Below are 22,954 nucleotides of genomic sequence, written 5' to 3'. Positions count from 1 at the left end.
TCGCGCCTGCGCGCAACGCCTCCGTCGCTTTGCCCCCTGCACACGGCACTTGGTGCTCGTGTGCGGTTCAGCGCCTCTTCTTTGGTGACTTTCTTCTGGCGCCGCAGAAGAAAGTTACCCGCCCGCCGGGGCGGATTCCCGGCGCGATGCACACAAGCGATCAGGACAACCGCAAAAGCATCCCAAACTAACTCACCCCAGGATCAACTGCAACGACCCCTGCAACGCCTGAATCAACGCCTCCAACGCCTGCAACAACCTCTCGCTGCCCTGATGCATCCGCTGCACCGCATCCCCCTGTTCCACGCGCAACCCACGCAGCAGCAACAGCCAGGCCTCATCGACATCCTTGAAGGCGGGCTGCAGAGCCGGGCCGGCCAGCGGCGCGGCGCGCACCTGTTCGTAGGCCTTGATGAACTCGTCCAGGCCTGCCGCCAAACCGCTGGCGTCGTGGCCCGGCATGACCTGCGCCAACAAGCCCTCCTTGGCCAGGCGCTGGCTCAACAGCCGCAGCCGCGTGACCTGGGCCAGCAGCCCGACGGGGCGCTGACCGGCGCGCTCCGAGAGCCGCGCCACCAGCGTCTCGCTGCTCTCCAGCAGGCGCTGCGCGGCACGGTCGCTGCGCGCCAGGTCGGGCTGGCGGTTGGCAAGCGCCGCGTCCAGCTGCGCCCAGGCGGCAGACACCGCGGCCAGTTCCTCGGCCAGATCCTGGCGCAGCAGCTCGCCCAGCCGCGCCAGGTTGGCGGCAACGCGTTCGGCCGAAGCATCCAGCAGCGCCTGGGCCTCGCGGCGCTCCGGCGGGGCGAGGCGCGGCCACTGGCGCAGGGCCTGCAGCTTGACGAGACGCTGGCTCAACATGCGCTGGGCCCCGGCGCGCTCCAGCGCCTCGGCCAGCTCCGAGGTGTGCACGACGCCACGCGCCACTTCCGGCAACTTGGACTGGGTCTGCATCGCGGTGTTGCGCAACAACGCAAAGGCGGCAGCCTCGTCGATGCCACGCGCCTGCATCAGCAGGCCCTTGGCGCGCTCCGTCCACTTGCGCTCGTCGAGCTTGGCTTGGGCGGCGCTGTCGCGCGCCTGCAGCTGGGCGGCCAGGTCGCCCGCCCACAGCAGGGCCTGGTCCAGCGTGTCGGCGGCCACGTCGACGGGCAGCCAGAGCAGCGCGCCGCGGGCCAGCAGCGCGCGCCGCTCCTCGGCGCTGAGCACCGGCGACAGCAGCACCACCGGCAGCGCCCAGGCCCCTTGCGAGTGCAATAAATGCTCCAAGGCGGTGCGATCTGGGCACCACAGCAGGCCAAGACCCGGCCCGACGGCGGGCGCGGCGAGATCCGCAACGGTGCACGCCACCCATCCACAGGCCCGCAATTCGGCGCTCTGGGGCGGCTCGGCGGGGCTGCAGATCAGCGTGCGGCTCTCGATGAAAACAGGGGTGTCGGTCATGGCTCGGAGAAATACGCCCCAAAAAGGCGCAAGAAACAGGCCAACGGGCCGGGCATGGGGTTTGCAAGTATCGGAGCGTGGTGCTCGCAATGGTGCGGGTGCCGTCCCACTGCATGTCCCGCGCCGCCCAGGCACGCGATCGGTGGGTCGGCGCGGGCGTGGCAGCCAGCCCGATAGAGCCCCACGATGTCCGCACTGCAAAACTTCAAACGAGCCGGCCACAGCCCCACGCTGTTCGCCGCCTTCCTGTATTTCGCATTTTCCTGCTGCATCTGGGTGCTCAACGGTGCGCTGGCCCCCTTCATCAGCGAGGCCTACAACCTGACGCCGGCCCAGAAGGGTCTGATGCTGTCCATCCCGATCATGGCCGGCGCGCTGATGCGCTTCCCGCTGGGCATCCTGTCACAGTACATCGGCCGCAAGAACGCGACGCTGGTGGAGATGGGCCTGATCGCCGTGGCCATGCTCTACGGCTACTTCATGGTGAAGAGCTACGACGACATGCTGGCCATGGGCGTGCTGCTGGGCATCGCCGGCGCCAGCTTCGGCGTGGCGTTGAGCCTGGGTTCGGGCTGGTTCCCGCCGCAGTACAAGGGCCTGGCGATGGGCCTGGTGGGCGCGGGCAATGTCGGCACGGCGGTGTCGGTGCTGGTGGCCCCGCCGCTGGCCCAGGCCTTCGGCTGGCAGACGGTCTACGCCTTCGCGGCCGGCGCCATCCTGATCCCGATGGCCGTCATGATCGTCTTCGCCAAAGAGCCGCCCGACGTGGACTCGCACGCCTCGCTGCGCGAACACGCGGCCTGCCTGTTCGAGAAGGACGGCTGGGCGTTCAGCCTGATCTACGGCGTGACCTTCGGCGGCTTCATCGGCCTCATCACCTTCCTGCCGACCTACTACTACGACCAGTTCAGCGTCTCCAAGGTGCAGGCCGGGCAGCTGACGATGCTGGCGGCCTTCATGGGCGCAGCGGTGCGCGTCGTCGGCGGCTGGCTGTCGGACCGCTGGGGCGGCGTCAACATGCTGACCGTGGTACTCGTCGTCGTCGCGATCACGTTGACGCTGATCGGCATGAGCAGCGGCTCGCTGGTGCTGACGACGCTGCTGCTCATCGTCTGCTTCGCGGCGCTCGGCGCCGGCAACGGCGCGCTGTTCCAGCTGGTGCCGCTGCGCTGGCCCGCGGCCACGGCCGTGGCCGGCTCGATGATCGGCGAGATCGGCGCCCTGGGTGGCGGCCTGGTGCCCAACCTGATGGGCCTGTCCAAGCAGCACGCCGGCACCTACATGTGGGGCTTCGTCGTCTTCGCCGTGCTGGCCGTGCTGATGCTGGGTGTCATGCGCGTCATGCAGATCCGCTGGACGCGCACCTGGGCCGAGAAGGGTGGCCGCGCGCGCCACGCAGCTGCCAAAGCCGCGGATGCGGAGCCGGTGAACTACCAGCGCGTCTGAACGCAAGCCGGCCCGGTGCCGGCAGCAAGGTCAGGGCCCCAGGAACTTTGCGGTTCCCCGGGGCCTTGGTGTTTGCAAGGGTCAGCGCGGCAAGAACGCCAGCCAGGCGATCAGCAGCAGATTGAGCAGCACCGACACGCCCAGGGCGATATGCCAAACGCTTACCGCCTCGCGTGCAGCCTTGGGCGGGCGAGCCGAAGCGGGCTGATCGCGCGCGGCCAGGCGCTCCAGCGCAAGCAGGAACTCGTCGGCCGTTTCGAAGCGCAGCTTGGCCTCACGCGCCACCGCGCGCATGACGAGCCGGTCCAGCGGCATCGGCACGCTGGGCTGCAGGCGGCTGACGCTGGCGGGCTCGCGGCGGTAGCGGGCGAGCTGGTAGGGCTCGATCTCGCCGTAGGGCAGGCGGCCGGTCAGGGCCTGGTAGAGCGTGACGCCCAGCGCAAAGAGGTCAGAGCCCACGCCGGGCGGCTGCGGTGGATCCTGCCATTGCTCGGGGTTGATGTAGCTCGGCGTGCCGGCATGCAACTCGTGTGAGGCCGCCGGCGCGCGCGGGCTGAGCGCCACGCCGAGATCAAGTACGCGCCACTGGCCGTCGTCGCCGAAGTGCAGGTTGGCAGGCTTGATGTCGCGATGCACGACGCCGGCCGCGTGCAGCAGGCTCAAAGACCGTGTGACGGCACCACCCAGCGCCAGCGCCTGGGCGGTGTCCAGCGGACCCTTGGCGAGCAGTTGCTCCAAGGTATGGCCACCATGCCAGTCGAACACGGCGTAGAAGTGGGTCGCGCCGTCCGCCGGCGGGTGCACGCGCACGAAGCCGCTCTCGCCGCCACGGCGCCGGTGCCGCGGCGCCTCGGCCAGGCGCAGGCCCAGCCAGATCTCATGGGCCAGCATGGCGCGTTCTTCGGGGTCGTCGGCGCGGCCGGGGCGCAGCATCTTCAGCGCGACGAGCCGGCCGCTGGCAACCTCGCGTGCCTGCAGCAGACGGTGCACGCCGTTGTCAGCGACCAGCGCCGTGACCTGGTAGCCGTCCAGCACCGCACCAACACCGAGCGGGCCGGGGCTGGGCAGCGTACGGCCCAGGGCCGCGAGGTCGGCCAAGCCCGGGTCGGCCAGGTCCTTCACATCCAGCACGAGGGCCGTCGCGTTGTCATGGCTGCCGGCGGCCAGGGCCGCGGCGGTCAGCGCGTCGGCCACGGCCTGGGCCCCCGGCGTGGTGCGCAACAGGTCGGCAATCTGGCGGCCGCGCAAGCTTCCGTGCACGCCGTCGCTCGTCAGCAGCAGGCGGTCGCCCACCTTCAGCTCGCCGGCGCTGTGGTCCAGGCGCAGCGCGTCGTCCAGGCCCAGCGCGCGCGTCAGGCCGGCGAAGTCGCGGCGTTCCATGCGGTGGTCCTGGGTCAGCAACAGGCATTGGCCATCGCGCAGCAGCCAGGCCCGGCTGTCACCGACATGGGCCAGCGCGTAGCGGCGGCCGCGCAGCGCGAGCGCCGTCAACGTCGTCAAGGCCTCGCGCGGTTGGCCGTCGGCACCGGGGCGGCGGTTGTGCGCTGCCAACCAGGCGTTCTGGTGGCCTAGCAGGCGGTCCAGCGCAACGCTGGTGTCCCAGTCGGCCGGCACCGCGTGGAAGTCGCGCAGCAGACTCATCACGGAGGTCTGCGCGGCCATCAGGCCTTCACTGCCCGACCCTTCACCGCCGCTGACGCCATCGGCCAGAGCCGCCACCCAGCCGCGCTCGGCCTCGTGCGAGGCCGGCGCCTGCACGCCGGCGAAGTCTTCATTGCGCGGGCGCTTGCCTTGCAGGCTGGACAGGCCGGTGTCGAGTTCGAAGCGCATGCGCGTAAGTGGATCACCTCCGGAGCGTCGCTCGCAGATGGTGCATTTTTTGGGGTGAGTGCACCCGCACCGGGATAGCGAACGCTTCGGCGTGGGGCGCCGCTGGGCGTTTGAGGTTGATTTCTCACGCTGCGGCAGGTCTGGAGGCCAGCTTCATCGCTGGCACATGGCTTGCAAAGCAATTGGCAGGCCACTTAGGAGTCCGGCATGAAGAAGATGAAGCTCGTGATGGTGGGCAACGGCATGGCCGGTGTTCGCACACTGGAGGAGCTGCTCAAGATCGCGCCCGACCTCTACGACATCACCGTCTTCGGCGCCGAGCCCCATCCCAACTACAACCGCATCCTGCTCAGCCCCGTGCTGGCCGGCGAGCAGACGATCGACGAGATCATCCTGAATCCGCTGTCCTGGTATGCGGAACACGGCATCACCCTGCACCTGGGCAAGACGGTCACCGAGATCGACCGCGTGCGCCGCCGCGTCATCGCGGCCGATGGCACCACCGCCGAGTACGACCGCCTGTTGATCGCCACCGGCTCGAATCCCTTCATCCTGCCGGTGCCGGGCAAGGAGCTGGACGGCGTCATCGCCTACCGCGACATCGCCGACACCAACACGATGATCGACACGGCCACCAAGTACAAGCACGCCGCCGTCATCGGCGGCGGCCTGCTGGGGCTGGAAGCCGCCAACGGGCTGATGCTGCGCGGCATGCAGGTGACGGTGGTCCACCTGGTCGACACGCTGATGGAACGCCAGCTCGACGGCGTGGCCGGCGACCTGCTGCGCAAGTCCCTGGTCGACCGCGGCCTGAACTTCATGCTCGGCGCGCAGACCCAGGAGCTGGTGGCCGGCCCCTCGGGCCGCGTGCAGGCCATCAAGCTGAAGGACAAGGACGGCCAGGTCATCGACGTGCCGGCCGACCTCGTCGTCATGGCCGCCGGCATCCGCCCCAACACCGGGCTGGCCGAGAAGGCCGGCCTGCATTGCAGCCGCGGCATCGTCGTTACCGACACGATGCAGACCGTCACCGACCCGCGCGTCTACTCGGTGGGCGAGTGCGCGGCCCACCGCGGCATCGCCTACGGCCTGGTCGCGCCGCTGTTCGAGCAGGGCAAGGTCTGCGCGACCCACCTGGCCCAGTTCGGCATCGGCCGCTACCTGGGGTCGTCGGTCAGCACCAAGCTCAAGGTCACGGGCATCGACCTCTTCAGCGCCGGCAACTTCACCGGCGGCGCGGGCACGGAAGAGATCGTCATGAGCGACCCCTTCGCCGGCGTCTACAAGAAGCTCGTCATCCAGAACGACCAGCTCGTCGGCGCCTGCCTGTACGGCGACACGGTGGATGGCGGCTGGTATTTCAAGCTGCTGCGCGAGGGCCGCAAGATCGGCGACATCCGCGACAAGCTGATGTTTGGCGAGGCCGGCGCCAACATCGGCGACGTGGGCCACCAAGGCGTCAGCCGTGCGGCCTCGATGGCCGACACCGACGAGGTCTGCGGCTGCAATGGCGTCAGCAAGGGCAGCATCTGCAAGGCCATCCGCGACAAGGGCCTGTTCACGCTGGACGAGGTGCGCAAGCACACCAAGGCGAGTGCCTCCTGCGGCAGCTGCACCGGCCTGGTCGAGCAGCTCATCATGTTCACGGCCGGCGGCGACTACTCGGCCACGCCGAAGAAGAAGGCCATCTGCGCCTGCACCGACGCCAGCCACCAGGACGCGCGCGACACCATCGCCAAGGCCCACCTGCTGACATCCGCCGAGGTCTTCCGCGCACTCGACTGGAAGACGCCCAACGGCTGCGCCACCTGCCGCCCGGCCATCAACTACTACCTGATCTCGACCTGGCCCAAGGAGGCCGTGGACGACCCGCAGAGCCGCTTCATCAACGAGCGCTCGCACGCCAACATCCAGAAAGACGGCCGCTACTCGGTCATCCCGCGCATGTGGGGCGGCGAGACGACGAGCTCCGAGCTGCGCCGCATTGCCGACGCGGTGGACAAGTACCAGATCCCCACCGTCAAGGTCACTGGCGGCCAGCGCATCGACCTGCTGGGCGTGAAGAAGGAAGACCTCGTCAACGTCTGGAAGGACATTGGCATGCCCTCGGGCCATGCCTATGCCAAGGCGCTGCGCACGGTGAAGACCTGCGTGGGTAGCGAGTGGTGCCGCTTCGGCACGCAGGACAGCACGCAGATGGGCAAGGACCTGGAGCGGGCGCTGTGGCGCATGTATGCCCCGCACAAGGTCAAGATCGCCGTGTCGGGCTGCCCGCGCAACTGCGCGGAGGCCGGCATCAAGGACGTCGGCGTCATCGGCGTCGACTCGGGTTGGGAGATCTACGTGGCCGGCAACGGCGGCATCAAGACCGAGGTGGCCGAGTTCTTCTGCAAGCTCAAGACACCGGAGGAAGTGCTGGAGTACAGCGGCGCCTTCCTGCAGCTCTACCGCCTGGAGGGCTGGTATCTGGAGCGCACGGTGCACTACGTCGCCCGCGTGGGGTTGGACCACGTGAAGAAGAAGATCCTCGAGGACGCCGACAACCGCAAGGCGCTGTGGGCGCAACTGCAGTTCAGCCTGGATGGCGAACCCGACCCCTGGTTCGATTTCGGCCCCGCGCATGTCGACCTGCGGCAGTTCGAGAAGGTCGGTGCGTGATGTTGAATCGACGCCGTCTTTTCATCGCGGGCCTGGGCGCCTCCAGCCTTCCGGTGCTGGCCCAGGGCCGCATCAACCAGCTCGGCGAGGCCATCGACAAGGCCGGCGCCCAGCGCATGCTGAGCCAGCGCATGGGCAAGGCCTGGCTGGGCCAGCTGCGCCCCGAGCTGGCGCCGCGCGCGCGGCAGGTGCTGGCCACCAGCGAGGCCCGCTTTGAGCGCCAGCTGAGCGAACTGCTTGCCTTCGCGCCCACGCCAGAGATCGCCGGCAGCTACAAGGCCATGCAGCACCGCTTTGGTGACTACCGCGCGCTGTTGCAGAGCAAGCCCACCCGCGAGCGCATCGACGAACTGCTGCAGACCTCGGGGGAGGTTCTCAGCCTCGCGCAGATCGCCACGGGCCAGCTGCAACAGCGCTCCGCCGCGGCGACCGCCATGCTCATCAACATGTCGGGCCGGCAACGCATGTTGTCGCAGCGCCTGGCCCTCTTCTTCCTGGCGGGCCAGCAGGGCGCACGGCCCGAGCTGGTGGGTAAGGAAACGGCCAAGGCCCGCACCGAATTCGAGACCGCGCTGCGCGTGCTGAGCTCGGCCCCCGAGGTGACACCGGCCATCCACGACAACCTGGAGCTGGCGCGCAACCAGTGGGTCTTCCTGCAATCGGCGCTGGCCGGTGAGAGCCAGGGCCCGCAGGCGGCCAATGACGTGTTCGTGGCGAGCGAGAACCTGCTCGCCGTCATGGAAACCGTGACCGGGCAGTTCGCCCGCCAACTGGGGTGACGACGATGGACGACTGGACCCGCATCTGTGCACTGCAGGACATCCCCGTGCTCGGCTCGCGCCGCGTGCAGCGCCGCGCTGGCGTGGACGTGGCGCTGTTCCGCAACACCGAAGACGACGTCTTCGCGCTGCTGGACCGCTGCCCCCACAAGGGCGGCCCCTTGAGCCAGGGCATCGTCTTTGGCAAGAGCGTGGCCTGCCCGTTGCACAACTGGACGATCGGCCTCGCCGATGGCTGCGCCCGCGAACCCGACGAGGGCTGCACGCCGGCCTTCCGCGTGAAGCTGGAGGGCGGCGATGTCTTCCTGCTGCAAGCCGAGCTGGACACCTTGGCCCTGGACCTGGCCGCGCCTGTGGCCGGGCCGAAGATTTCTATTGCGGTGGCGTAGAGGCTGACGAATCAGCCGAGTTAGAAGAATATGAGCGAGACAAAGTCCACCTGCCCTTACTGCGGCGTCGGCTGCGGAGTCGTCATCGAGCATGACGACACGCAGATCACCGGCGTGCGCGGCGACCCCGACCACCCGGCCAACTTCGGGCGCCTCTGCACCAAGGGCACCAACCTGCACCTGACGGCCACGCCCGTCGTCATCCAGCACCAACGCCAACGCGAGCCGATGAAGCGCGCGGCCCGTGGTGGCCAGACCGAGGTCATCGACTGGGATGCCGCCAACCGCGAGATCGCCGACAAGCTGCTGGCCATCCGCGCCGAGCACGGCCCCGAGGCCATCGGCGTCTACATCTCCGGCCAGCTGCTGACCGAGGACTATCACGCGTTCAACAAGCTGGCCCGCGCCGTCATCGGCACGCCGCACATCGACTCCAACTCGCGGCTGTGCATGAGCTCGGCCGTCGTCGGCTACAAGCAGGCGCTGGGCGCCGACGCGCCGCCCTGCAGTTACGAAGACATCGAGCTGGCCGACTGCATCCTCATCAGCGGCGCCAACCCGGCCTGGGCCCACCCCATCCTGTTCCGCCGCCTCGAAGCCGCGCGCACGAACAAGCCGGGCCACAAACTCATCGTCATCGACCCGCGCCGCACCGAGACGGCCGAGCTGGCCGACCTGCACCTGCAGATCCGCCCCGGCACCGACGTGGCGCTGTGCCACGGCCTGCTGCATGCCGTCATCTGGCAGGGTTGGACCGCAGGCGACTTCATCGCCGAATCCACCGAGGGCTTCGACGCGCTGAAGGAGCTCGTCCGCGACTGGGCACCGGCCCGCGCCGCCCAGGTCTGCGGCTTGAACGAAGCCGACATCTGGCAGGCCGCCGAATGGTTCGCGACCTCACCGGCCTCACTCAGCCTTTACTGCCAGGGCCTCAACCAGAGCAGCAGCGGCACGGCCAAGAACACCGCCCTCATCAACCTGCACCTGGCCACCGGCCAGATCGGCAAGCCCGGCGCCGGCCCCTTCTCGCTGACCGGCCAACCCAACGCCATGGGCGGCCGCGAGAGCGGCGGCATGGCCACGCTGCTGCCGGGCCATCGCGACCCGGGCAAGGCCGAGGACTGGGCCGAGATCGAATCACTCTGGGGCGTACCTGACCTGCCCGGCAAGCGCGGCCACACGGCCGTTGAAATGTTCGAGGCCGCTGCGCGCGGCGAGATCAAGGCGCTGTGGATCGCCTGCACCAACCCGGCCCAGTCCATGCCCGACCAGGCCACCGTGCGCAAGGCGCTGGAGCGCTGCGAGCTGGTCATCCTGCAGGAAGCCTTTGCCCACACGGCCACGGCCCGCTACGCCGACTACCTGCTGCCCGCCGCCACCTGGGGCGAGAAAGAAGGCACCGTCACCAACAGCGAGCGCCGCATCAGCCGCGTGCGCTCGGCCGTGCCGGCGGCGGGTGAGTCCCGCGCCGACTGGCGCATCGTGCGCGACATCGCCGCGCTGATCGACGCCGGCCTGGAGCGTGCGCCGCGCCTCAATGCCGCCACCGCCGAAGACCTCTGGCTCGAACACCGCGACGCCACGCGCGGCCGCGACCTCGACATCACCGGCCTCAGCTGGGTGACGCTGGACACCGAAGGCCCGCAGCAGTGGCCCTTCGTCACCGGCCCGACGGCACGGCTCTACACCGATGGCCGCTTCGCCACCGCCGACGGCCGCGCGCGCTTCATCACCAAGCCCTACCAGGCCACAGCCGAGACGGCCAGCCCCAAACGGCCATTTGCTTTGACCACGGGCCGCATGCGCGACCAGTGGCACGGCATGAGCCGCAGCGGCAGCGTGCCGCGCCTGTTCGCCCACGAGGGCAAGCCGCTGGTGCGCGTGAACCCCAGCGACGCCGCCCGCCGCAAGCTGGCCGACGGCGAACTCGTCCACGTGCGCTCGCGCCGCGGCGAGGTGGTGCTGCAGCTCAAGCTCGACGAGAACGTGCCGCTGGCCGGCGCCGACATCGCCATACACTGGGGCGACGAATTCATCGGTGCCCAGTTCGGCGTCAACGCCGTGACGCAAGGTGCCTTCTGCCCCGATTCCAAGCAGCCCGAGCTGAAGTTCAGCGCCGTGGCCATCGAGCCGGCCGACCTGCCCTGGCGCCTCAGCGCCTGCGCCTGGGTCGCGCCTGAAGACGGCCCGCGCCTGCGCGAGCAGCTGCGTGCGCTGATGCCACGCTTCGGCTATGCGCATTGCCTGCCCGAACCCGCGAGATCCGATCACGGCGAGCAGGTTGGCTGGGCCTTCGAGGCCGCCTGCGCCGAGACGCCCGCGCCCGAACTGGTCGACGAGCTGGCCGCCGTGCTGGGCCTGAACAGCCCCGCCGTGCTGCGCTATGCCGACGCCCAGCGCGGCCGCCTGCGCCTGCTCAACCTGGATGGCGACGACCTGCAGGCCGCACCGTTGCAAGCTCTGCTGCGCGTGGGCCAGCACGACGAAGGCGCTTGGCTCGTCGACCTCTGGCGCGAGCGCACGGCCGCATCCACCGTCGGCCGCTGGCTGCTGTCGCCCGGCGCGCCGCCCACCAACACCATGGCCGCCAGCCCGCAGGTCTGCAACTGCTTCGACGTGCGCGAGGACGTCATCCGCCTGACGCTGTCGCGCTGCAGCGGCAGCCCCACCGAACGCCTGGCCCAGCTGCAAGCCGAGAAGCGCTGCGGCACGCAATGCGGCTCCTGTCTGCCGACGCTGCGCCGCCTGGTCAACACCACTCCCGAGGAGATCCCCGCATGAGCACCCAAGTTGTCTCGCTCGTCGGCGCCGGCCCTGGCGACCCCGAACTCCTGACCGTCCGCGCGCTCAAGCGCATCGAAGGCGCCGATGTCGTGCTGGCCGACGACCTGATCGACCCGCGCGTGCTGGCTCTCGTGAAAGGCCGGCTGCTGCGCGTCGGCAAGCGCGGCGGCTGCATCAGCACGGACCAACACTTCATCCACGCGCTGATGATCCGCGAGGCCCGTGCCGGCCACCGTGTGGTGCGCCTCAAGGGCGGTGACCCCTTCGTCTTCGGCCGTGGTGGTGAAGAGGTCGACGCGCTGCGCGAGGCCGGCTTGGACGTCGAAGTGGTGAGCGGGCTGACCAGCGGCATCGCCGGCCCCGCGGCCGTCGGCATCCCGGTGACGGACCGCCGCGCCTCGCCCGGCGTCATCCTCGTCACCGGCCACCCCGGCGAAGGTCGCGCCGAGCCCGACTGGGCTGCGCTGGCCCGCACCGGCCTGACGCTGGTGATCTACATGGGTGTGGCCCGCGCGGCCGACATCACGGCCAAGCTGATCGCTGCCGGTTTGAAGGCCGACCTGCCCGCAGCCATCGTCAGCGCCGCGCACACGGCGCAGCAGCGCCACGCGGTGACGACCCTGGCCGACCTCCCCGACTGCATCGCCCGCGAAGGGCTGAAGAGCCCGGCGCTGCTGGTCGTCGGCGAGGTGGCGGCACACGCGGCCGTGGCCCAGGCCTGGCCCGAGGTTATGGCTGGTTGACGCAAAGTGATGGCCGGTTGAGCCGCCGTGTCCCCGGCCGGGGACAGCCCTGCGGAACAGGACACGACTTCATCCCCCAGTCGAGGATGGCGCCGCTGCGCGGTGCGCCGCACACTGCCGGCCCCAACCACATGGAGGCCTACATGAAGCTGCCCTTGCCTGCCGCAGCCGCCCTCGCCGGCGCTGCCCAGGCCCAGATCGACATCGACGCGACCCGCCACGGCGGCGCTTTTTCGAGCGACCTGGCGACCCTGTTCCGCTCGATCACGCCCGTCACCCACTCCGACGGCGAACCACCGCAATTGTTCAGACTGAAGACCGCACCACCACCCCAAGGGACGGCGCCCGCACGGGGGGGAAGCATGATGAGCCTCAACTGAGCCTGCGTTCGACGGCTGCGGCGCTGGCCGCCGCCGAGCAGCAACGCGTCACGGGTTGAGCCAGATCACGCGGCTGCTCCAGCGCTGTCCCTCGGATGTGTAGACCTGGCGCAGCAGCAGCGCGCGGTCGTCCAGGAACACGATCTCGCCCGAGGGCGCCGAATTCTCCGCAGACAGCAGCACACGGCGCTCGAGTGCCGCCTCACCACGCCGGAAGACGTGCAGCTTGATCGGGCGCCAGCTGTCAGCGCCGCTGGGCGGCGTCACGGCGTTTTCGGGCTCGTAGCCCCACCGCAGCAAGGCTTGGCCACTCAGCACGGGCTGGGGAGCGCTGACCGGATCGACCAGGCCAGGCAGGATGCTGTAGGCCGTGAAATGCCCCACGCCGTCGAGGCCGACGAGGTTCAGGCTGTCGTCGATCCAGGAGAAGCCGGGGGTCCACCAAACCGCCGCGCCCGCGGCGGAGCCTCGCAGGTCCACCAACGGGGAGCTGCCGACGCCGTCGGTGATGGGCGTACCACGCTGCACTTGCCCGTTGACCGACACGCGCGCGGTCAGCAGTTGCTGCACGCCGGACACCGTCTGGGCCCAGCCCACGACCACGCTGCCGTTGACAACCGCAACGGTGGGCAACGTGCGCAGGAAGCCATCGGCCTCGTTGTACGCCAACAGGATCGGGGCGGTGACGGGCTGACCGCTGGTATCGAAGCCGCGCACGACGACACCATCGCGGAAGGTGGCCCGGCCGTCGGGCAGCGTGACCCGATCCTGGCGGATCGCCGAGACCCACAGCGACTGCGCGTCGGCCGCGAGCTGGAAGCTGCGCAGGTTGACCACCACGGCCGGATCGCCACCCATGTCGAGGCGCTGGGCGTCGGCCGTCAGCGGGCCGCCGCGCGCGTCCAGGCGCTGGATGGAGAAGCTGCCGTCCGTGGGTTCCCAGGCAACGAAGCCGCTGCCCAGCGTGCTGAAGCGGCGCATGCCGGGCGGCCCGACACGAGACCACTGCACGCGGCCGCGCTTGTCGAGCAGCGTCAGCAACTGGCGCCCCGGATAGGTGATCACCGGGTTCTGGCCCACCACCAGCACGCCGTTCGTCACCCGCTGGATGGCGGGGAAGTTGACGGTGAGGGGCTGGCCTGCCTGGTCCGGGCTGTCGGCCGGGTTGACGAGCACCAGCGGCGCTGCCGCGCCCAGGCCGGCCTCGCCGGCATCGGCCGCGACCAACTGCTCGTCGTTGGTCAGCATGATGCCGCTGGGCGCAATCGTGGGCGCCTGGCGCCGCACCCAGCCCAGGCCCTTGGCAAACCAGTCCGCACCGACCAACTCCTCCGTGGGGCCGAACTGGCCGGTCTTGCTCAGCAGCGGGCGTTGCAGGAAATGCGTCTGCACACGCACGGCGGACATCTTGGCACCGCTGACCAGCGTCACGTCCTCGCGGCCGATGACGCGCACATAGGCCGCCACGTCCAGGCTGTCGGACTTGCCGTCGCCGTCCAGGTCGCCCACAGCGTCCAGGCGCTTGCTGAACACGCTGACCTGGTCGCCCACCCGCACGGGCGAGCGCAGCAGCGTGAAGCGCAGGGTCTCGGCGGGCTGGTTGGCCACGAACTGCACGGACTCGGTCTGCTGCACCTCGCCCGCGGTGACCGTGAAGCGCTCCTGGTCGGCGCCGGCGTTGCCGCTGTTGCTGCCCTTGAGCAGCCAGTCGCTGCCAGAGCGGGTCAGCGTGAAGCGGGTTTCATAGCGCAGCAGCTCGGTGCCGGCGGCATTGCTCTGCCGGCCCCAGAAGATCCAGTTGGCGCCCTCGACCTGGGGCAGCAGCGCGGTGGCATCTGCCTCCAGCGTAGCGCCCATCGTGGGCGGCGCGGGTATCAGCGTGGCCGGCCCCGGCAGCGCAGGCGGGCCCGGGTCGCTGCCACCACCACCGCCGCCACCGCAGGCGGCAAGAACGACCATCGCGGCGAGGGCGCACAAGGCCCCCGGCCGCGTCCATGCGCGGTGTGTCATTGATCTCTCCCTGAATCGACCGCCTGGATCAAGGTGGCGGACGGCCGCAGTATCAGGCCGCCGCGGCGGCGTTCAGGGAGCGTGCGGATCAGCTCAGCTTGAAGCTGCTCACCAGGCCGGCCAGGCGCACGGCCTGCTCCTTCAGCGACTGAGCGGCCGCGGCGGACTCTTCCACCAACGCAGCGTTCTGCTGCGTCATCTGATCCAGTTCGGTGACGGTGCCGTTGACCTGGCGGAGCCCTTGGCTTTGCTCGACGGCGGCGGCACTGATCTCGCCAATGATGTCGGTCACGCGCTGCACGGAGCCGACGATGTCGGTCATCGTCGTGCCGGCATCGTTGACGAGGTTGGTGCCCGCCTCGACGCGCTCGACGCTGGCGCCGATCAGCGCCTTGATCTCGCGCGCCGCTTCGGCCGAGCGCTGGGCCAGCAGGCGCACCTCGCCGGCCACGACGGCGAAGCCTCGGCCTTGCTCACCCGCGCGCGCCGCTTCCACGGCGGCGTTCAGCGCCAGGATGTTGGTCTGGAAAGCGATGCCGTCGATGGTGCCGATGATGTCGGCGATCTTCCTGCTGGCGGTGTTGATCTCGCCCATGGTGCTGACGACGCGCGACACCACCGCGCCGCCACGGCCGGCCGTCTCGGCGGCGGCGCCGGCGAGCTGCTTGGCCGTCATCGCCGAGTCGGCGCTCTGGCTGACGGTGCCGGTCAGCTGCGTCATCGAACTGGACGCCTGCTGCAGGTTGGACGCCGTCTGCTCGGTGCGCTGCGACAGATCCATGTTGCCGCTGGCCACTTCGCTCGAGGCGACCTGGATGCTCTCGGCAGACTCGCGCACCTGGCCGACGATCTCGGACAGCGACTTCTGCATGGCGGCCAGCGCCTGCATCATCTCGGCGGACTCGTCGTTGCCGCGCACCTCGGGCGCACGCGACAGGTCGCCATCGGCCATGCGCTCGGCAAAGCGCTTGGCGGCCATCAGCGGGCCGATGATGGAGCGCGAGATCTGCACCGCCAGCAGGCCACCGACGACGATGCAGACGACGAAGGCAATGATGAAACCGGTGAAGACGCTGCTGACCAGGCCATCGACCTTGGCAAAGATGTCGTCGCCGCGCTTCTTCAGGTCGGCCTCGATGCCGTTCAGCATCGCCAGCGCGGGGTCGTAGGCGGCATCGGCCGCCTTCATGTCCTCGAAGGCCGCCTGCGCGTCGGCATAGCCGTCGGCGACGAGCTTTTCGGCGGCCGGCCGCACGGCCTTGCGGTAGTCGGCCATCAGCGCGCGGAACTTGACCAGGGCTTCCTTGCCCTTGTCCTCGGTCGCCATCGCGCCGAAGTCATCCATGGCCTTGTCCAGGCCTGTCTGGGCGGTGTCCCACTCCTTCTTGGCGCGGGCCGTGCCTTCCTTGTTGAAGATGGAGGCCACGAGGGTGGACGTCGCCGTCTTGCTCTGCAGCAGGTGGCTGCGTGCGGCCACCGTGATGTTGGACGTGGGGATCAGCTTCTGCGTGATGCCCTGGATGGCCTTCTGCGAGACGTTCAGGCCGAAGCCTCCAACGGCCACCAGCAGCGCAGTCATGGCAAGGATGATGCCGAAGGCCAGCCAGAGGCGGGCTTGGATGCGCAGGCGTCGCAGCATGGAGGTGCTCCTGTTAGGGAAATTACGGGTCTGAAGGCAGCTCTCGATTGAAGCAGAAACCTGCAACAGAACGTGAAAACCTGCTGGTAGGCTCGCGGCATCGTTCACGCCACAGCCCACCATGAGCTTTCTGGCCATCGACATCGGCAACACCCGGCTCAAGTGGGCCGTCTATGCGGAGGGCGCCGAGCCCGGCAGCCAGCCGCTGCAGCACGGCGCGGTTTTCCTGGAGAACATCGACCGGCTTGCCGACGAGGACTGGCAAGGCCTGGCCCCGCCGGCACGCATCCTGGGCAGCAACGTCGCCGGCGATGCCGTGCGCCGTCGCGTCGAGGAGCAGATGGACCACTGGGACCTGACGCCGCGCTGGGTCGTGCCCGCCGCCGAGGCCGCCGGCGTGACGAATGGCTACGACCACCCCACCCGCCTGGGTGCTGACCGCTGGGTGGCCGTCATCGGCGCCCATGCCCACGCCCGCATGCGCGGCTTCACGGGGCCGGTGCTGACCGTCATGGTGGGCACGGCGGTCACCGTGGACGCGCTGTCCACCGACGGCCAGTTCCTCGGCGGCCTCATCCTGCCGGGCCACGGCATCATGCTGCGCGCGCTGGAAGGCGGCACGGCCGGCCTGCGTGTGCCCACCGGCGAGGTGCGTGACTTCCCCACCAACACCAGCGACGCGCTGACGACCGGCGGCACCTTCGCCATCACCGGCGCCATCGAACGCATGCACCGCCTGCTGGCCAAGCGCGAAGGTTGCGCACCCCTGCTGCTGATGACGGGGGGCGCCGGCTGGAAGGTGGCCCCGGCGCTGGACGCGCCTCACGAGCTGGTCGAAGGACTGATCTTCGACGGGCTGCTGGCGATCAATTCGGCCCCGCGGACCTGATCCGCTCCACCAGCTCCCGCGCAGAACGTACGCCAAGGCGCTGGTAGAGCTTGCGCGTGTGGTCGACAACGGTGCTGGGCGCGATGGCCAGCCGCTGGGCGACCTCGGTGTGGGCCAAGCCCTGCAGCAGCAACCGCGCGACGGCGGCCTGGCCGCTGGACAGCTCGAAGCCACGCAGCCGGCGCTCGTCGGCCAGCTCGCGCGGCTCGAAGCGGCGCAACTGCACCTGCGTCCAGCAGGGCGCAGCGCCGTCGACGGCGTCCAACCGCTGGGCATGGAACTCGAAGCGCCCCCAGGGGCTGTCGACCCACTGCGTGAGCGGGCCATGGCGCGCGCCCACATGCAGGGCCGCGAGCACGGCGTCGGTGGGCGACGCCCGCTGCGCACCCGGCCCCGGGCCAGCCAGCAGCAGCAGGCGCCTGGCGCCGGCGCTGGCATGGCGCAGCCGGCCGACATCGTCCAGCAGCATCACCTCGGCCGCGTCGGGTGCCGGCTGCCAATGCTCGGGCGCGCAGCGCGGCACGCCGTCGCGCGACAACGCCTGGGCCAGATGGGGCAGCAGCGGCAGCAGCCGCGCCTCCTCGGCGGCCGTGAAGCAGGGGTCGCCGGGCGCGCGGTAGAGCACCAGCGAGCCCAGCGGCCGGCCAGCGCTCGAGCGCACGATCAGCTCGACCCGATAGCGAAAGCCTTGCGGCCGCCAGATCTCGGCATACAGCGCCGAGCGGAGGAAGCGCGCCGTATCCAGCTGGACGGCGCTGTTCAGCACGGCGCCCGAGCCCAGGGCCTGCGCGAAGGAGGGCATGGCCTCGGCCTCGCGCTTGTTGTGGAACTCGTCGAAATAGAGCCGGGCGATGGCTTCATCCACCGGCCCCTCGATGCAGTAGCGCGTCAACGCGCCATCGCCGTCGCACCAGTCGAAGAGGTTGCGGCTGGACGGCACCAGGGCGTGCAGCTCGGCCAGCAGCGCCGGCATGACCAGGGGCGTGGGCAGGTCCAGCGCACACAGCTCGCGCAGGCGGCTCAGCTCGCGGGACTTCTTCGGGGTCATGTCAGTGGCGCCCGGCCGCCCGAAGCCACTGACGCGCCCCCTCGGGGGGCAGCGAGCAGAGCGAGCGTGGGGGCCGTTTCATGCTCGGGATTTTCCCGAGCGGCGGCCGCGGGCGACTCACCACTCTTGAGGATGCCGGGCAAGGCCTGACCCGGCATCGTGCCCCCTTGCCAGGGGGTATCGCGCCCCGGGCGCTTGCTCCGGCAACCGGGGCCTGACTCCAATTCAAGCGAACTCAAGGGGGCCCCATGAAAAACACACATTCCCGCCATCGCATCGCGCTGGCCGTCGCCGCAGCCTTGCTCGGCATCGCCACGCCCGCCGGGTCGGCGGTCGTTGTCACGGGGCCGTATTTCAGCAATCCAGGCGGAGCAGCCTTCATCAGCGGTGCCAACCTGATGCTGCCGAGCACCGAGATCTGGTTTGGCGCGGGCGCCTCCGCTGCCCTCAGCGCCGATGCCGGCAGTCAGGTCAGCCTGGGCAGCCTCTATCTCGGCCAGAGTCATTCGGCGACCGTCCTGCTCGATGGCTCGGGAACCGTGCTGCAGCTGAACAGCCCCGGCGACAAGGCGCGACTCACCATCGGCGCCGGCAGCGCGGCCAGCATCAGCGTGACCGGTGGCGCGCTGCTGGACGGGCGTTACCAGGCCAACAACTGTCTGAGCAGCTACCGCTTCTGCGGCACGTTCATCGGCGACGCGACCGGGTCGTCCGGTGCGCTGCTCGTCAGCGGCACCGGCAGCGAGGCGCGCCTGCTCGGCCCTCTCATCATGGGCAATGCCGGCGTCGGCGAGAACGGGTTCGGCGTCGCGGGCGGCACCGCGACCGGGCAGGTTCAAGTGCTGGCGGGCGGCCTCCTGCGCAGCAACGAAGTCAACGCCGGCGTGACCCGTACGACACCCGGCGGCAATGGCAACGAACACAGCGTGGCCAACGTGCTGGTGGACGGCAGCGGTTCGCGTTGGCTGGTTGACGCCAACGCTATCAACGGCAGCGATGCGCGGGCGGATTTCGCCTCCGGTGCACGCGCAACGGCCTCACTCGCCGTCTCGGGCGGCGGCCGCTTCGAGGTGCAGGGCGACGCGGGCCACAACTACGGCCTGCGCCTGGGCAACGGCGGCAGCTTCACCGGCAGCGTCTCAGGCAGCAATGCGGCCCTGTGGCTGACGGGCGATGCCAACCAGGGCTACTTCCACATGGCCGAGGGTGGCACGGCGCTGCTGGACGTGACGAACGGCGGCAAGATCGGCGGCGGGTACTGGGTGCAGGTCGGCCTCAACGGCGGCACCGCCACGTTGAACCTGAACGGTGGCTCGGCCGAGTTCTCCCAGGCTCACATGCATGTGGGCAATAACGGCAACGGCACGCTCAACATCAGCAACGGCGGTCGGCTGAACGTGGGCGCGCTGGGCATCGCAGTGGGCACCGTGAGCAGCACGGGCGTGGTAACGCTTGACGGCGCCGGCAGCCTCATCAAGATAGACGGCTTGGACACCCACCGGCTCACCGTCGGCAACGCGGGCAATGGCAGGCTGACGGTCAGCGGTGGCGCACTGCTGGACGCCACCACCGACGCGGCAGCATGCGTCAACCGCTGGTGCGGTAACAGCGTGGGCTGGCTGGCCGGCAGCACGGGGCACTTCACCGTGACGGGCGCGGGCAGCGAAGCACGCTTCCTGAGCGACTTCAACGTTGGCGAAATCGTCGTCGCCCGGCAAGCCACCGACGGCTGGACCGGCGGTGAGCTCAACGGCACCACGCAGGCCCGCGTCGAGGTGCTGGCCGGCGGCAGGCTGGTGACCGAGGTCTTCAACGTCGGCGGCTGGCTCAGCACCGCCCAGGGTGGCGGCGAGCGAAGCTTTGCCGACGTCGTCGTCGACGGCACGGGCTCGACCTTGCTGGTCACCGGCAGCGCGCTGTCCAACCGCGACGCCAACCTCAACCTTGCCCGCACGCGGGGCGCGGTCAGCACGCTGGAGATCAGCAATGGCGGCCTGCTGCGCCTGCAAGCGCCCGCCGGCCGCAACGCCGCGGCTGACCTGACCGCCGGCCGCTACGCCCCGGGCGATCCGACCGCTGGTGGCGGCAGCAGCGTGACGACGGTGCGCGGCGCTGGTTCGCGCTTCGAGATCGACGGCGACACCTCGCGCCTGGTCGTCGCCAACAACGCGGGCGGCACGGCACTGCTGCAGGTCAAGGACGGCGGCGCCGTCGTCCAGACCGGCAGCAACTGGAGCTACCTGAACATCGGTGAGACGAACGCCACCGGCCGTGTCGAGATCCTCAGCGGCGGGCAGGTCAGCGGCGCGCGCTCTGTCAACGTCGGCAGCGGGGGCGACGGCAGCCTGCTGATCAGCGGTGCCGGCAGCCTGTTGACGACGGACCGCAGCGGCAGCTTCGTTGGCCAGCTCAACGTCGGCACCCAGGGCCGGGGCCGGCTCGATGTCCTCAACGGCGGAGCGGCCTCGGCGTTCTCGCTGCAGGTCGGCAATGGCTACGACACCACGAGCAGCGGCCAGGTCGTCATCGACGGCGCCGGCAGCAAGGTCGAGCTGGATGCGCTGGACTGGCACCGCATGTCCATCAACAGAGGTGGCGTCGTCGTCTCGGGCGGTGCACTGCTGGACGGCACGGTCAACGCGGCGGCCTGCACGGGCCATTGGTGCGGCGTGTTCATCGCAAACAACGCCGGCGACGACGGTGCTCTCACGGTCACCGGCGCAGGCAGCAAGGCGCGCTTCCTGAGCGGCTTCAATGTCGGCCAGGCCTATGCGACCGCACCGCCGGACACGCCGTGGACGATTGGCGTGCCGGGCGGCAGCAGCCTGGCGCGGGTCAACGTGCTGGCCGGCGGGCGGCTCGAAACCGAGATGGTCAGCATCGCCAGTGGCCCCACCGGATCTGCCGCAGACGGCAGCGAGAGCGTCGTCGCGCAAATCCGCGTGAAGGGCGCGGGCTCGGTCTGGCAGGTCAGCGGCGCCAACGGCAGCGCCGCCAGCTTCATGAGCGGCCTGGGCGCTGCCGCCAACACGCTGACCGACATCCAGATCGCCGACGGCGGGCAACTGCTGCTGACGGCCGATGCCAACACGGCCGCCTTCATCCAGCTGGGTGCCAACGGCGGCGTCAACCGCATGAGCGTCAGCGGTGCCGGCTCCAAGATCGTCTACGGCACGACGAGCAACGCAGGGCTGTGGATTGGCCGCACCGGTGCGACGTCCAGCCTGGCCATCAGCAGCGGCGGCGCCATCGACGGCATCAACCGCCTGCAGGTCAGCAACACCGGTTCCACCGGCACGCTGAGCGTGACGGGCAGCGGCAGCCGCATCGACTTCGGCGGCCGCTTCGCCGACCTCTTCGTGGGCCGCCAGGGCGGCATCGGCACCGCCTCCATCACCCATGGCGCCGTCGTCAGCATGGACTCCTGGATGCCACGCCTGTACGTCGCCTCGGGCGACACCGTCGCCGGCACGGTCGGCGCGCTGCGCATCGACGGTGCGGGCAGCCTGCTGAGCCTCGTCAGCCCGCAGAGCGCAGCCGGCGCCTTCGACCTGCCCCAGGCCAACATCGGCTGGGGCGGCGCGGGCACGGTGGACATCACCGGCGGCGGCCAGCTGCTGCTGAACGGCCGTGGCACCTCGGTGCCGGGCCAGGTCGCGAACACGCGCATGACCATCGGGCAGAACATCAGCGGCCTCAACGGCAGCGGCACGGTCAACGTCAGCGGTGCGGGCTCCAGGGTGAGCGTGGCTGGCACCGACGCCGCCGTCTATGTCGGCCGCAACTCGGGCGGCACCGGCGCGCTCAACCTGAGTGCGGGCGCGGCGCTGGACACCACGCTGCTGAACGTGGGCCTGCAAGGCGGCGTCGGCGCGCTGCAGATGAACGCGTCCACGCTCACGCTGACCGGCGAGCACAGCGGCAGCCCCATCGGCGCGACGCTGGGCATCGGCCTGGGTACCGGCTCGCTGGGCAGCGTGCGCTTGGCCAATGGTTCCAACGTCACGATCAGCAACGCGGGCAGCCAGGGTGCCCTGCTGCTCATCGGCGGCGCCAACAGCGCGCCGGGTGGCAACGGCAGCCTGGTGGTGCGGGCATCGACCGTGCAGGTCAGCGGCCAACCGGGCGTCACGGCCGCCGTCATTGGCTACAACGGCAGCGGCCTGGCCAGCTTCGAGAACGGCAGCACGCTCGACGTCGGCAGCAATGGCGGTGTCGTCGTCGGCTGGAAGCCCGGCTCGACCGGCGTGCTCAACCTCAGCGGTGGCTCGACGGTGCAAGCCGGCTACGTCGGCGTGAGTGCCTCACGCGACGGTGATGGCGGCGTCGCGACGCTGATCGTCAACGACACCAGCAGCGTTACCGCCAACACCATCGAGATCGGCGCCAAGGGCTATGTGGGCGGCACCGGCACGTTGATCGGCAGCGTCATCAACCGCGGCATCTTCAGCCCGGGCAACTCACCCGGCACGCTGCACGTGCAGGGCAGCTTCGACAACCAGGCCGGTGGCAAGTTCGTGCTGGAGGTCGAGTCCGACGGGCATGGCGGCTTCGTCACCGATCAGCTGGTCTTCGACGCCGGGAGCAGCGTGAGCCTGGGGGGCGTGCAGATCGAGTTCCGCTTCCTCGGCGCGACGGACCCGAATGCCTTCCAGGCCAGCGGCGGGTTCCAGATCGACAGCTTCCTGAGGCAAGGCAGCACCGGGCTGGACCACACGCTGCTGGGTGGGGCGAGCTATTCGGCAAGCAGCGGGGCCTATCAGTTCTCGTCGTTCAACTTCAGCGCCGACGGCGGGGCGGTGTTCCAGGCCCAGGCCGTGCCGGAGCCGGGGACGTGGGCGTTGTTCGCCATGGGCCTGGGGTTGGGCGGTTGGTTGCAGAGGCGCCGCAAGGCCTGAGCTGCGGATGACGGCATTCCG

General features: G+C 69.9%; 14 protein-coding genes. 9 read left to right on the top strand and 5 right to left on the bottom strand.

Features of this window, described 5'->3' with window-relative positions; all coding sequences use genetic code 11:
- Window positions 1-192 precede the first annotated feature (192 nt).
- Window positions 193-1,440: an ANTAR domain-containing response regulator gene (locus AC07V5_RS09195; protein ID WP_495115342.1), complete on the bottom strand. Its 1,248-nt coding sequence runs from the start codon at window positions 1,438-1,440 to the stop codon at window positions 193-195.
- 186 nt (window positions 1,441-1,626) lie between these two features.
- Here AC07V5_RS09195 and AC07V5_RS09190 point away from each other — a divergent pair, with 186 nt between their 5' ends.
- Entirely contained in the window at window positions 1,627-2,886 is a 1,260-nt protein-coding gene (locus AC07V5_RS09190; RefSeq protein ID WP_495115341.1) for an MFS transporter, read from the top strand.
- An 81-nt stretch (window positions 2,887-2,967) separates the two neighbouring features.
- Here AC07V5_RS09190 and AC07V5_RS09185 read toward each other — a convergent pair whose 3' ends face one another.
- The gene (locus AC07V5_RS09185) at window positions 2,968-4,716 is read right to left on the bottom strand and encodes a protein kinase domain-containing protein (RefSeq protein ID WP_495115340.1); all 1,749 of its coding nucleotides are present in this window, start codon (window positions 4,714-4,716) and stop codon (window positions 2,968-2,970) included.
- 207 nt (window positions 4,717-4,923) lie between these two features.
- Here AC07V5_RS09185 and nirB point away from each other — a divergent pair, with 207 nt between their 5' ends.
- The 6 genes from nirB to AC07V5_RS09155 all read left to right on the top strand — a co-directional run bounded on the left by nirB (window position 4,924) and on the right by AC07V5_RS09155 (window position 12,449).
- Window positions 4,924-7,374: a nitrite reductase large subunit NirB gene (nirB, locus tag AC07V5_RS09180; RefSeq protein WP_495115339.1), complete on the top strand. Its 2,451-nt coding sequence runs from the start codon at window positions 4,924-4,926 to the stop codon at window positions 7,372-7,374.
- Entirely contained in the window at window positions 7,374-8,153 is a 780-nt protein-coding gene (locus AC07V5_RS09175) for a type IV pili methyl-accepting chemotaxis transducer N-terminal domain-containing protein (RefSeq protein ID WP_495115338.1), read from the top strand. The genes nirB and AC07V5_RS09175 overlap by 1 nt, the downstream gene beginning before the upstream one ends.
- 5 nt (window positions 8,154-8,158) lie before the next feature.
- Window positions 8,159-8,542, top strand: coding sequence for a nitrite reductase small subunit NirD (nirD, locus tag AC07V5_RS09170; RefSeq protein WP_495115337.1), 384 nt, complete (start codon window positions 8,159-8,161; stop codon window positions 8,540-8,542).
- Window positions 8,543-8,572: 30 nt separating this feature from the next.
- Complete coding sequence (locus AC07V5_RS09165; RefSeq protein WP_495115336.1) at window positions 8,573-11,323, top strand: nitrate reductase; 2,751 nt, start codon at window positions 8,573-8,575, stop codon at window positions 11,321-11,323.
- The gene (gene cobA, locus AC07V5_RS09160; protein ID WP_495115335.1) at window positions 11,320-12,069 is read left to right on the top strand and encodes a uroporphyrinogen-III C-methyltransferase; all 750 of its coding nucleotides are present in this window, start codon (window positions 11,320-11,322) and stop codon (window positions 12,067-12,069) included. Before AC07V5_RS09165 ends, cobA begins: the two co-directional genes overlap by 4 nt.
- Before the next feature lie 143 nt (window positions 12,070-12,212).
- The gene (locus AC07V5_RS09155) at window positions 12,213-12,449 is read left to right on the top strand and encodes a hypothetical protein (RefSeq protein ID WP_495115334.1); all 237 of its coding nucleotides are present in this window, start codon (window positions 12,213-12,215) and stop codon (window positions 12,447-12,449) included.
- A gap of 48 nt (window positions 12,450-12,497) precedes the next feature.
- On the opposite strand, the gene AC07V5_RS09150 is transcribed toward AC07V5_RS09155, so the two are convergent.
- Together AC07V5_RS09150 and AC07V5_RS09145 are read right to left on the bottom strand one after the other, a co-directional pair.
- A complete protein-coding gene (locus tag AC07V5_RS09150; RefSeq protein ID WP_495115333.1) occupies window positions 12,498-14,459 on the bottom strand; it encodes a hypothetical protein in 1,962 nt (653 codons plus the stop codon).
- An 88-nt stretch (window positions 14,460-14,547) separates the two neighbouring features.
- Entirely contained in the window at window positions 14,548-16,098 is a 1,551-nt protein-coding gene (locus AC07V5_RS09145) for a methyl-accepting chemotaxis protein (protein WP_495115332.1), read from the bottom strand.
- A 121-nt stretch (window positions 16,099-16,219) separates the two neighbouring features.
- Between AC07V5_RS09145 and AC07V5_RS09140 the strand changes: the two genes are divergently transcribed.
- The gene (locus AC07V5_RS09140; protein ID WP_495115331.1) at window positions 16,220-16,987 is read left to right on the top strand and encodes a type III pantothenate kinase; all 768 of its coding nucleotides are present in this window, start codon (window positions 16,220-16,222) and stop codon (window positions 16,985-16,987) included.
- Here the strand turns inward: AC07V5_RS09140 and AC07V5_RS09135 are convergent.
- Window positions 16,965-18,035 (bottom strand): helix-turn-helix transcriptional regulator, encoded by a 1,071-nt coding sequence (locus AC07V5_RS09135; protein ID WP_495115330.1) that lies wholly within the window; start codon window positions 18,033-18,035, stop codon window positions 16,965-16,967. The genes AC07V5_RS09140 and AC07V5_RS09135 overlap by 23 nt on opposite strands.
- Window positions 18,036-18,283: 248 nt before the next feature.
- On the opposite strand from AC07V5_RS09135, the gene AC07V5_RS09130 reads away from it, so the two are divergent.
- Window positions 18,284-22,933: a beta strand repeat-containing protein gene (locus tag AC07V5_RS09130; RefSeq protein WP_495115329.1), complete on the top strand. Its 4,650-nt coding sequence runs from the start codon at window positions 18,284-18,286 to the stop codon at window positions 22,931-22,933.
- Window positions 22,934-22,954 lie beyond the last annotated feature (21 nt).

The sequence above is a fragment of the Roseateles sp. GW821-FHT02E12 genome, from assembly GCF_059421665.1.
This window is presented reverse-complemented; position numbering and strand designations above follow the sequence as displayed.